Source organism: Pseudomonas promysalinigenes (assembly GCF_014269025.2).
Lineage (GTDB): Bacteria > Pseudomonadota > Gammaproteobacteria > Pseudomonadales > Pseudomonadaceae > Aquipseudomonas > Aquipseudomonas promysalinigenes.
Window position 1 is genome coordinate 3282932 of the sequence record NZ_CP077094.1, and the last position, 11057, is coordinate 3293988.

Here is an 11057-nt window from a genome sequence, read left to right on the forward strand (position 1 = left end):
TGTGATGCATCAACTCAAGCAGATAGCTCGACCAGTAGCTTGTTCAGGCGACGAACGTAAGCCGCCGGGTCCTTCAAGCTGTCACCGGCCGCCAGGGCGGCTTGATCGAAGAGAATGTGCGACAGCTCAGCGAACCGGTCTTCACTCTGCTCGTGGTCGAGCTTCTCGATCAACGGGTGAGTTGGGTTGAACTCGAAGATCGGCTTGGACTCAGGCACCTTCTGGCCGCTGGCTTCCAGGATCTGGCGCATCTGCAGGCCCAGGTCCTGCTCGCCGATGGCCAGGATCGCAGGCGAGTCAGTCAGGCGGTGGGAAACACGCACCTCTGCCACGCTGTCACCCAGTGCACCTTTGAGGCGCTCGACCAGGCCCTCTTTGTCCTTGGCCACTTCTTCCTGTGCTTTCTTGTCCTCTTCCGAGTCCAGCTTGCCCAGGTCCAGGTCGCCGCGTGCAACGTCAACGAACGCCTTGCCGTCGAACTCGTTCAGGTAGCTCATCAGCCACTCGTCGATGCGGTCGGTCAGCAGCAGTACCTCGATGCCCTTTTTGCGGAAGACTTCCAAGTGCGGGCTGTTCTTGACCTGCGCGTAGGACTCGCCGGTGAGGTAGTAGATCTTGTCCTGACCTTCCTTGGCACGAGCCAGGTAGTCAGCCAGCGACACGCTCTGCTCGCCGCTGTCGTCCTGAGTGGACGCAAAGCGCAGCAGGCCGGCAATCTTTTCTTTGTTGGCGAAGTCTTCTGCAGGGCCTTCTTTGAGCACTTGGCCAAAGTTCTTCCAGAAGCCCTTGTACTGCTCAGGCTCGTTCTTGGCCAGCTTCTCGAGCATGTCCAATACGCGCTTGGTCAGCGCAGTCTTCATCGAGTCGATGATCGGGTCTTTCTGCAGAATTTCGCGAGACACGTTCAGCGACAGGTCGTTGGAATCGACCACACCCTTGATAAAGCGCAGGTACAACGGCAGGAACGACTCGGCCTGGTCCATGATGAACACGCGCTGCACATACAGCTTCAGGCCGCGAGGTGCTTCGCGCTGATACAGGTCGAACGGGGCGCGAGCAGGCACGTACAGCAGCGAGTTGTATTCGAGCTTGCCTTCGACCTTGTTGTGGCTCCAGGTCAGCGGGTTCTCGAAATCATGACCGATGTGCTTGTAGAACTCCTGGTATTCCTCGTCCTTGACCTCAGAGCGGGAGCGGGTCCACAAAGCGCTGGCGCGGTTGACGGTTTCCCATTCCTGGGCAGGCTGCTCTTCACCCTCGGCAGCTTCAGGCTGCTCCTTGGGCAATTCGATCGGCAAGGCGATGTGGTCGGAGTACTTCTTGACCACATTACGCAGGCGCCAACCATCGGCGAATTCCTGCTCGTCTTTTTTCAGGTGCAGAACGATACGGGTGCCGCGCTGGGGCTTGTCGATGGTTGCAACTTCGAACTCGCCTTCACCTTTGGAAGACCAGTGCACACCTTCAGCGGCAGGCAAACCGGCACGGCGGCTGTAGACATCGACCTTGTCGGCGACGATGAACGCCGAGTAGAAGCCAACGCCGAACTGACCGATCAGGTGCGAATCCTTCTTCTGATCGCCGGTGAGGTTCTTCATGAAGTCAGCGGTGCCCGACTTGGCGATGGTGCCCAGGTGAGCAATCACATCTTCACGGCTCATGCCGATGCCGTTGTCTTCGAGGGTCACAGTGCCGGCCTGCTTGTCGAAGCTCAGACGGATCTTCAGGTCGGCATCGCCCTCGAGCAGCTCTGGCTTGGCCAGGGCTTCGAAGCGCAGTTTGTCGGCAGCGTCGGAGGCGTTGGAGATCAGCTCACGCAGAAAGATCTCTTTGTTCGAGTACAGCGAATGGATCATGAGGTGCAGCAGTTGCTTCACCTCGGTCTGGAAGCCCAGCGTTTCTTTTTGAGTCTCCACACTCATGGTCTTCAAAACTCCGATCTGATGGCAATGGCGCCTGGCGGCCGGTATGGCCTGCTTTAACGGCGGATGTCATGCAGATGGGGGCTGCCCGGACGATTTCAAGGGCTTTTGCGGTTCGATCTTGAAATGTGCACGCGCGGTGGCGATCGGCGAATGTCGGTCAGCCTGCCAGGCGGTGATGGCCACGTTGGTTACCCGCCGCCCCTGACGGAACAACTGGCATTGGGCGTAGGTGTCGCGAAAATGCCCGGCACGCAGGTAGTCGATGGAAAAATCGATGATTTTCGGAATGCTCGCGCTTTCGCTGTAGACAAGCAGGTAAAGCGCCGCAGCAAGCTCCATGAAACCCGCGATGACACCACCATGAATGGCCGGCAGCAAGGGGTTGCCAATGTTGCGCTGACTGGCTGGTAGGCAAAACAGCAGGTCGTCGCCCTCACGCTGGCACTGAATACCGATAAGGCCGGCATAGGGGATCAAGCCTAGCAACGGCTCGTACTCACCACGTGCATGGGCAGCGTTCAGTTGCAACCGGACGTCTTCAGGGATCATGCGCCACCCTCCTTGAGACTGTTACCGAAGCGGATGCCCCCTTTGATCTCCTGACCCAGGCGCATGAAGGTGCCCACAACATGGCAGATTGGCTGGCCAGGGTCGTCCTGATAGGCGGTGCCACGGGTGAAGATCACGTCGCGTGTCACTCTATAACATTGAGCATGCCCGTAGATTGGCTTGCCGGGTAACGCGCCATGCATGTAGTCGATACGCAGGTCCAGTGTCGGGCATACCTCGAAACGTGGCAGTACGCACAACGTGGCCATCCCACAGGTTGTATCCATCAGGGTGGTCAATGCCCCGCCGTGTACCGCGCCCGTCTGCGGGTTGCCGACGATTGCCGGGGACCAGGGCATGACCAGCGTCATCCCCTCACTGTCGGCATGGGCCACGCGCATGTCCAACAACCGACAGTGACTTAATGCTGAAAGAAAACGTTCGGCCATGGCCGGCAAGCTTGAATCGTTCATACGCTGTTTCCGTGATCACTGCCTTGACGGCATAAAACCAGTAAAAAGTCCATGTAGAACGGTGCGTTATATATCTTGAACGAATGCGGAACTTCTTCGGCAGGGCTGAACTCGAAGAAACAACTCACTTATCACTAAGAGGAAACAACCCCATGCGTAAACCTTTTGCTTTTGCTCTGATGCTGGCTGCTGCCATGGGCCTGGCTGCTTGCGATAAAGCGAGTGAAGACAAAGCCCAGGACGCACAAGAACACCGTGAACAAGCTCAGGAAAAGATGAGCGATGCTCAGGATAAGATGAACGACGCTGCCAAGGAAAATGCCGAAGCCGCCAAAGATCAGGCTGAAGCCGAGCAAAAGGCTGCCCAAGAGGCTGCCCCTGCGACTCCAGCTCCGACCGAACCTGCCAAGCAGTAATTGGGTCCAAACAAAAAAACCCGACATTGTCGGGTTTTTTTGTGCCTGAGATTTAGCGATTAATCGATTCAGTTAGTTATGCCGGAACTTTCTCTTGGCGTGTCGGTCGCTGGACTTTCAGTGGGTGTGAAGACCATAACGTCCAGTACATCGGAGTGAAACTCGCGGCGATACAAAATCAGAACCACCCCCACACTCATGACCATGAATAGCCATGGGCTGATGAACCAGGTCAGCATGGCCATCCCAAAGTAATAAGAGCGCAGGCCCAAGTTGAACTGGTTGGCCGCCAGCGACAGCACGCGCGCTGCTCGAGAAGCAAAAGCCTTACGCTCCAGCTCATTGACCTGACGCTCACCGATCATCGGTGCAGACCCCACCAGCACGGCGGCAAAGTTGTATTGACGCATGCACCAACTGAACGTGAAAAAGGCGTAGACGAAGACCAAGGCCAGGCACAGCAGCTTGATCTCGGACATTCCTTGCGAGGTCTGCTGCACCAGGGGTAGGTCTGCAAGCAACGACAGCGCGCGATCCGACGCCCCCAACACGGTCAGAATCCCTGCCAGGATAATCAGCGTGCTGGAGGCAAAGAATGAGGCGTTGCGCTCCAGGTTGCCGATAACGCTGGCATCTGCAATACGGTTGTCGCGCAGCAGCATGCGGCGCATCCAGTCTTCCCGGTACAAATGCAGCACACTGGCCAGGCAGGCAGTATCGCGCCCCTTCCAGATGGCATAGCGGGTGTAACCACCCCAGCAGACTACGAACCAGCAGACAGCCAGTAGGTTGTGAAGGTTGCTTTGGATGAAGTTCATGCAGATTTCCCGAGGGGCAGCACAAATACAAGTATCCGGGTTTCGACGTCCAACAGCGGCAAAAGGCACACCTGAAACGAAAAAGCCCCGCACCATTAGAGGTACGGGGCTTTCTTCGTCTTGACCCTTGGCAGACAGCCTATGGCTTTTGGCCGGCGCCGCGCTCAGGCATCAACGGCTCATGCCAAGGCTTCGCGGGGCTTGCCCAGCATACGGTCGCACACCACTGCGCCAATCAGAGTCAACACCGACGGCACCAGCCAAGCCAGGCCTTGATCGCTCAGCGGCAAGTGTGCCAGGGCATCAGGCAGCACGTGGGCAATGTCGCTGCCCTTGATCGCATCGACGATCCCAAAGACCAGCGATACCAGCATTACCGGTGCCAGGATGCGCGTAGGCGAATTCCACAGCTCTTTCACGAAGCTCAGCCCCACCACTACGATGCATGGCGGATAGATGGCGGTGAGGACCGGGATCGAGAACATGATCAGCTTGGTCAGGCCCAGGTTGGAGATCAACAGCGAGAAGCCAGCCAGGATAACCACCAACGCACGGTACGACAACGGCAGCATCTGGCTGAAGTACTCCGCACAGGCACAGGTCAGGCCCACTGCGGTCACCAGGCACGCCAAGGCAATCAGCACCGCAAGGAAGCCGCTGCCCAGGGAGCCGAAGGTATGCTGCACGTAGGCATGCAGGACAGCGGCACCGTTAGTGGCTCCGGCGGCGATATCGTGACTACCGGCACCCAGGCGGAACAGGCTGATGTATACCAATGCCAAGCCGACACCGGCGATCAGGCCGGCGATAATGGCGTAGCGGGTGATCAGCTTGGGCGATTCGACACCACGCGAACGAATGGCGTTGACGATGACGATACCGAACACCAGCGCACCGAGTGTGTCCATGGTCAGGTAGCCATCGGAGAAGCCCTTGGAGAATGCCGAGGCGGCGTAGGCCGGCTGCGCCTCACCGATGGTCCCGGCCGGCAGGGCGAAGGCTGCAATACCCAGCACCGCCAAGGCGATGATCTTAAGTGGCGCGAGAAAGCGGCCGACCGTGTCCAGCAACTTGCCTGGATACATCGACACCGCCAAGACCACGGCGAAATAAACCAGGCTGTAGATGAACAGCGCAGTTGGGCTTTCACCCGTCAACGGCGCCACGCCAACTTCGAACGACACCGTTGCCGTACGCGGCGTGGCGAACAGTGGACCGACCGACAGGTAGCAAACGGCCGCTAGCAGGCCACCGAAGAACTTGCCGATCGGGCTGCTCAGGGCGTCCATGCCGCCACCGACTTTGGCCAGGGCGACTACGGTGATGACCGGTAAGCCCACAGCAGTGACCAAAAAGCCCAGAGCCGCCATCCATACGTGTGGGCCGGACTGCAGGCCTACGATAGGCGGAAAAATGATGTTGCCAGCGCCTACGAAAAGCGCGAACGTCATAAAGCCAAGCGCCAGGATATCCTGGCCTTTGAGAACTTTCATTTAAGGTAGTACCACACTGCTGAAATCGGGATTCGAGAGGGGATTTCCCATTTGGATGCGGGGAAATGCTGCCCGGCTTGATGAGCCAGACCCGTTTAGCGTGTCGTTCCCTTTTGGGGTACGGGCACAGAGTGAGCGCGTAGATTAACCGTTTTACCCAACAAACGCACTGATCCAGTGCTGCTTGTCCGATGTGCGTAAGTGTTTGTCGTCTGGTTATCTGACTGCGGCGATAATTTATTGCCGATTCGAGCAAATGTCTGGTGGAAAAACCTGACAGCACCTATCGAATTTTCCACAAGCTGAAATGCGCCTGCCAGCAACGACAAAGGCCACCCGAAGGTGGCCTTTGTGCGCGTGGGGGGTGTAGCAGGTATTACTTCTTGGCTTCCCAGCCGGTCAGCTCGGCCAGTGCCTTGCCGATGTCAGCCAGGGAACGCACGGTCTTCACACCAGCGTCCTGCAGCGCGGCGAACTTCTCGTCCGCAGTGCCCTTGCCGCCGGAGATGATGGCGCCAGCGTGGCCCATGCGCTTGCCCGCAGGTGCAGTTACACCGGCGATGTAGGAAACGACTGGTTTGGTGACATTGGCCTTGATGTAGGCCGCCGCTTCTTCTTCAGCCGAGCCGCCGATCTCACCGATCATGACGATCGCTTCGGTCTTCGGATCTTCCTGGAACAGCTTGAGGATATCGATGAAGTTCGAGCCTGGGATCGGGTCACCGCCGATACCTACGCAGGTCGACTGGCCGAAGCCGGCGTCGGTGGTCTGCTTGACCGCTTCATAGGTCAGGGTGCCGGAACGCGAAACGATACCGACCTTGCCTGGCAAGTGGATGTGGCCTGGCATGATGCCGATCTTGCACTCGCCTGGCGTGATCACGCCTGGGCAGTTAGGGCCGATCAGGGTCACGCCCAGTTCATCGCACTTGACCTTGGCATCGAGCATGTCCAGGGTCGGGATACCTTCGGTGATGCAGACGATCAGCTTGATGCCGCCGAATGCAGCTTCCAGGATCGAGTCCTTGCAGAACGGAGCTGGAACGTAGATGACCGAAGCGTCAGCGCCGGTGGCTTCCACGGCTTCCTTGACGGTGTTGAACACCGGCAGGCCCAGGTGGGTGGTACCACCCTTGCCTGGGGTAACGCCGCCGACCATCTTGGTGCCGTAGGCAATGGCTTGTTCGGAGTGGAAAGTACCCTGCGAGCCGGTGAAGCCCTGGCAGATGACTTTGGTGTCTTTATTGATCAGGACGCTCATTACTTGCCCTCCGCAGCTTTGACAACTTGTTGAGCAGCGTCGGTCAGGCTGGTTGCCGCAATGATGTTCAAACCGCTTTCTGCCAGTACTTTAGCGCCCAGTTCGGCGTTGTTGCCTTCGAGGCGAACCACAACCGGAACCTTGACGCCAACTTCTTTCACTGCACCGATGATGCCTTCGGCAATCATGTCGCAACGAACGATGCCGCCGAAGATGTTGACCAGAACGGCCGCGACATTGCTGTCGGACAGAATGATCTTGAACGCTTCGGTAACGCGCTCTTTGGTAGCACCACCGCCCACGTCGAGGAAGTTGGCTGGCTTGCCGCCGTGCAGGTTGACGATATCCATGGTACCCATGGCCAGGCCGGCACCGTTGACCATGCAGCCGATGTTACCTTCAAGGGCAACGTAGTTCAGTTCGAACTTGGCAGCGTGAGCTTCACGGGCGTCGTCCTGAGACGGGTCGTGGAAAGTTTTCAGCTTAGGCTGACGGTACATGGCGTTGGCGTCGATGTTGATCTTGGCATCGAGGCAGTGCAGATCGCCATCGGCCTTGATCACCAGCGGGTTCACTTCCAGCAGGGCCAGATCGTGATCCTTGAACAGCTTGGCCAGGCCTACGAAGATCTTGGCGAACTGTTGTACTTGCTTGCCTTCCAGACCCAGCTGGAATGCCAGCTCACGACCCTGGAACGGCTGAGCGCCAACCAGTGGGTCGATGGTGGCCTTGAGGATCTTCTCAGGCGTTTCGTGCGCGACTTTCTCGATGTCCACGCCACCTTCGGTGGAGGCCATGAACACGATACGGCGGCTCGAACGGTCCACTACAGCGCCCAGGTACAGCTCTTTGGCGATGTCGGTGCAGGATTCGACCAGAATCTTGGAGACGGGTTGACCGTTGGCATCGGTCTGGTAAGTAACCAGATTCTTGCCCAACCACTGTGCAGCGAACGCCTTGGCGTCTTCCTTGCTGCGAACCAGCTTTACGCCGCCCGCTTTACCGCGACCACCGGCGTGGACCTGGGCTTTGACGACCCACTCCGAACCACCGATCTTGTCGCAGGCTTCTGCTGCTTCTTCAGGGGTGTCGACCGCGAAACCCTTGGAAACTGGCAGGCCGTACTCAGCGAACAGCTGCTTACCCTGATACTCGTGAAGATTCATGCTTTTTACCGTCTTCGTTAGGTACTGCGCTTCGGCGCTGCGCCATCACTGGCGCCGCACCACCTGTGACCATTGACCCCGGGTTTTCCCGTGTAGCCTGGTCCGGCGGACATTCCGCGGTGAGTCATGCACGCAAGACTCACGACGGGCAGACCGCCGTGGTTTCTTATGATTAACGCTTCTTACGGTTGGCTACGTGAATGGCGCCGCCATTCACTGCCAGCGCTGCTTCATGCAGCGCTTCGGACAGGGTTGGATGGCTGAAGACCATCATGCCCAGATCCTCGGCACTGGTGCCGAATTCCATTGCGATTGCGCCCTGCTGTACCAGTTCGGCAGCCGATGGGCCGATCACGTGAACGCCCAGAACGCGGTCGGTCTTGGCGTCGGCGATGACCTTGACGAAACCACCCGTGTCGTTGGCTGCCATGGCACGGCCACTGGCCGCGAACGGGAAGGTGCCTACGTTAACCTCAACACCCTCGGCCTTCAAGGCTTGTTCGGTCTTGCCGACCCAAGCGATTTCCGGGTGGGTGTAGATCACCGATGGGATCAGGTCGTAGTTCATCTGAGCCTTGTGGCCCTTGATGCGCTCGACCACCATGATGCCCTCTTCCGAGGCCTTGTGCGCCAGCATCAGGCCACGCACCACGTCGCCGATGGCGTAGACGCCCGGCACGCTGGTGGCGCAGTAGTCATCGACGTAGATATAGCCGCGCTCGTCGATGTTCACACCGCTGTCAGCAGCCAGCAGATCGGTAGTTACCGGACGGCGGCCGACCGCGACGATCAGCTTGTCGAAGGTAATCTTCTGCTCGCCTTCGGCGTTGGTGTAGGTGACTTCGACTTCGTTGCCGTTGACTTTCGAACCGGTGACGCGAGCACCCAGTTTGATGTCCAGGCCTTGCTTGGTCAGGGTCTTCTGGGCTTCTTTGGACACGGCGGTGTCGGCAGCCATCAGGAAGGTATCCAGAGCCTCCAGGACAGTGACTTCAGCACCCAGGCGAGCCCACACAGAGCCCAGTTCCAGGCCGATCACGCCAGCACCGATCACGCCCAGGCGCTTTGGTACCGATTGGAATTCCAGTGCGCCGGTGGAGTCGACGATGACGTTCTGGTCGACAGGCGCTGGTGGGATGTCGATCGGGCGGGAACCCGAAGCGAGGATCACGTTTTCGGCTTCGATGACTTCGGTAGTGCCGTCAGCTTTGGTCACTTCGACTTTCTTGCCAGCCAGCAGCTTGCCGTGGCCCTGGATCGAAGTCACGCCGTTGGCCTTGAACAGCGTTGCAACACCGCTGGTCAGGTTCTTGACGATGCCAGCCTTGCGGCCAACCATGGTGCCAACATCCATCTGCACGTCACCGGTGGAAATACCGTGGACGTTGAAGCTCTCCTTGGCTTCCTTGTACTTCCAGGAGCTGTCCAGCAGCGCCTTGGATGGAATGCAACCTACGTTCAAGCAGGTGCCACCCAGGGCCAGCTTACCCTCGGCGTCGGTGTACTTCTCGATACAGGCAGTCTTCAGACCAAGTTGTGCGGCCTTGATGGCAGCCACATAGCCGCCAGGACCTGCACCGATTACCACTACGTCAAATTTCTGGGTCATAAAAGATTCCTTATCAGCAACTAGCTACAAGCCAAAAGCTGCAAGCCTACACGCTTCTGCTCGAAGCTTGCAGCTTGCAACTTTTGGCTGTTCGATTAGATGTCCAGCAGCAGGCGAGACGGATCTTCCAGCAGGTTCTTGATGGTGACCAGGAAGGTTACCGCTTCCTTGCCGTCGATCAGACGGTGATCGTAGGACAGCGCCAGGTACATCATCGGGCGGATGACCACCTGGCCGTTGATGGCCATCGGACGCTGGATGATGTTGTGCATGCCCAAGATGGCAGCTTGTGGCGGGTTGACGATCGGGGTCGACATCATCGAACCGAAGGTACCACCGTTGGTGATGGTGAAGGTGCCGCCGGTCATTTCCTCGATTGCCAGCTTGCCGTCACGGGCCTTCTTGCCGAAGGTGGCGATACCGTTCTCGATTTCAGCCAGGCTCATCGACTCGGCGTTGCGCAGTACCGGCACCACCAGGCCGCGGTCGCTGGATACGGCAACGCCGACATCGGCATAACCGTGGTAGACGATGTCGTTGCCGTCGATCGAGGCGTTGACAGCCGGGAAGCGCTTGAGCGCTTCGGTAGCAGCCTTGACGAAGAACGACATGAAGCCCAGGCGCACGCCGTTGTGGGTCTTCTCGAACAGATCCTTGTACTTCGAACGCAGCGCCATGACTTCGGTCATGTCGACTTCGTTGAAAGTGGTCAGCATCGCCATGCTCGACTGGGCTTCGACCAGGCGTTCGGCGATCTTGGCGCGCAGGCGGGTCATCGGCACGCGCTTCTCGGTGCGATCGCCAGCGGCAACCACCACCGGGGCAGCGGCCGCTGCAGCAGGCTTGGCAGCCGGAGCAGGCGCCGATTTCTTGTTGGCCACGGCAGCGACGACGTCTTCCTTGGTGATGCGGCCACCTTTACCCGTGCCGGCAACGGCAGCCAGGTCGATACCGTTCTCTTCGGCCAGCTTGCGGGCGGCAGGTGCTGCGATCGGGTCGTCTTCGCCAGCATCGGCGGCGGCGGCGGCCGGAGCAGCGGCAGCAGGGGCAGCAGCAGGGGCGGCGGCGGCGGCGGCGGCACCGCCTTCAACGATCGAGCCCAGCACTTCATCGGACAGGACGGTGTCGCCCTCGCCTTTGACGATGGCGCCCAGCACACCGTCGGCGGTGGCCAGTACTTCCAGGACGACTTTGTCGGTTTCGATGTCGACGATCAGTTCGTCACGCTTGACGGCATCGCCAGGCTGTTTGTGCCAAGTGGCAACGGTGCCATCGGCAACCGATTCCGGGAAGGTTGGGGCTTTGATCTCGATAGCCATTATCTGTGTTTCCTTAAATTCGGTTTCA

General features: G+C 58.7%; 10 protein-coding genes. 1 reads left to right on the forward strand and 9 read right to left on the reverse strand.

Translation table 11 applies throughout. The features are described 5' to 3' along the window. Positions 1-14: 14 nt before the first annotated feature. The 3 genes from htpG to HU725_RS15075 form a co-directional block, all read right to left on the reverse strand. Positions 15-1922, reverse strand: a complete 1908-nt coding sequence (htpG, locus tag HU725_RS15065; protein ID WP_060478573.1) for a molecular chaperone HtpG — start codon at positions 1920-1922, stop codon at positions 15-17. Positions 1923-1991: 69 nt separating this feature from the next. Then, on the reverse strand, positions 1992-2474 hold the full coding sequence (locus tag HU725_RS15070; protein ID WP_186478560.1) for a PaaI family thioesterase: 483 nt from the start codon (positions 2472-2474) through the stop codon (positions 1992-1994). After that, on the reverse strand, positions 2471-2947 hold the full coding sequence (locus HU725_RS15075) for a PaaI family thioesterase (protein WP_186478561.1): 477 nt from the start codon (positions 2945-2947) through the stop codon (positions 2471-2473). The genes HU725_RS15070 and HU725_RS15075 overlap by 4 nt, the downstream gene beginning before the upstream one ends. Positions 2948-3099: 152 nt before the next feature. Between HU725_RS15075 and HU725_RS15080 the strand changes: the two genes are divergently transcribed. Next, positions 3100-3363 carry a hypothetical protein gene (locus HU725_RS15080; RefSeq protein WP_060478576.1) on the forward strand — a complete coding sequence of 88 codons (264 nt, stop codon included), beginning with the start codon at positions 3100-3102 and terminating at the stop codon, positions 3361-3363. 68 nt (positions 3364-3431) lie between these two features. Here HU725_RS15080 and HU725_RS15085 read toward each other — a convergent pair whose 3' ends face one another. The 6 genes from HU725_RS15085 to odhB form a co-directional block, all read right to left on the reverse strand. Further along, complete coding sequence (locus tag HU725_RS15085; protein ID WP_186478562.1) at positions 3432-4181, reverse strand: DUF599 domain-containing protein; 750 nt, start codon at positions 4179-4181, stop codon at positions 3432-3434. Between the two features lie 179 nt (positions 4182-4360). Then, a complete protein-coding gene (gene brnQ, locus HU725_RS15090) occupies positions 4361-5674 on the reverse strand; it encodes a branched-chain amino acid transport system II carrier protein (RefSeq protein WP_186478563.1) in 1314 nt (437 codons plus the stop codon). 376 nt (positions 5675-6050) lie between these two features. Further along, the gene (sucD, locus tag HU725_RS15095) at positions 6051-6935 is read right to left on the reverse strand and encodes a succinate--CoA ligase subunit alpha (protein WP_016393102.1); all 885 of its coding nucleotides are present in this window, start codon (positions 6933-6935) and stop codon (positions 6051-6053) included. Further along, positions 6935-8101, reverse strand: a complete 1167-nt coding sequence (sucC, locus tag HU725_RS15100) for an ADP-forming succinate--CoA ligase subunit beta (RefSeq protein ID WP_023381351.1) — start codon at positions 8099-8101, stop codon at positions 6935-6937. Before sucC ends, sucD begins: the two co-directional genes overlap by 1 nt. A gap of 172 nt (positions 8102-8273) precedes the next feature. Next, on the reverse strand, positions 8274-9710 hold the full coding sequence (lpdA, locus tag HU725_RS15105) for a dihydrolipoyl dehydrogenase (protein WP_060478579.1): 1437 nt from the start codon (positions 9708-9710) through the stop codon (positions 8274-8276). A gap of 95 nt (positions 9711-9805) precedes the next feature. Further along, complete coding sequence (odhB, locus tag HU725_RS15110; RefSeq protein ID WP_186478564.1) at positions 9806-11029, reverse strand: 2-oxoglutarate dehydrogenase complex dihydrolipoyllysine-residue succinyltransferase; 1224 nt, start codon at positions 11027-11029, stop codon at positions 9806-9808. Between the last annotated feature and the right edge of the window lie 28 nt (positions 11030-11057).

Excerpts from the sequence above, each read along its gene's own strand:
- sucD (WP_016393102.1), bottom strand. The coding sequence starts at position 6,935 with ATGAGCGTCCTGATCAATAAAGACACCAAAGTCATCTGCCAGGGCTTC.
- sucC (WP_023381351.1), bottom strand. The coding sequence starts at position 8,101 with ATGAATCTTCACGAGTATCAGGGTAAGCAGCTGTTCGCTGAGTACGGC.
- HU725_RS15070 (WP_186478560.1), bottom strand. The coding sequence starts at position 2,474 with ATGATCCCTGAAGACGTCCGGTTGCAACTGAACGCTGCCCATGCACGT.
- HU725_RS15085 (WP_186478562.1), bottom strand. The coding sequence starts at position 4,181 with ATGAACTTCATCCAAAGCAACCTTCACAACCTACTGGCTGTCTGCTGG.
- HU725_RS15075 (WP_186478561.1), bottom strand. The coding sequence starts at position 2,947 with ATGAACGATTCAAGCTTGCCGGCCATGGCCGAACGTTTTCTTTCAGCA.
- brnQ (WP_186478563.1), bottom strand. The coding sequence starts at position 5,674 with ATGAAAGTTCTCAAAGGCCAGGATATCCTGGCGCTTGGCTTTATGACG.
- lpdA (WP_060478579.1), bottom strand. The coding sequence starts at position 9,710 with ATGACCCAGAAATTTGACGTAGTGGTAATCGGTGCAGGTCCTGGCGGC.
- HU725_RS15080 (WP_060478576.1), top strand. The coding sequence starts at position 3,100 with ATGCGTAAACCTTTTGCTTTTGCTCTGATGCTGGCTGCTGCCATGGGC.
- htpG (WP_060478573.1), bottom strand. The coding sequence starts at position 1,922 with ATGAGTGTGGAGACTCAAAAAGAAACGCTGGGCTTCCAGACCGAGGTG.
- odhB (WP_186478564.1), bottom strand. The coding sequence starts at position 11,029 with ATGGCTATCGAGATCAAAGCCCCAACCTTCCCGGAATCGGTTGCCGAT.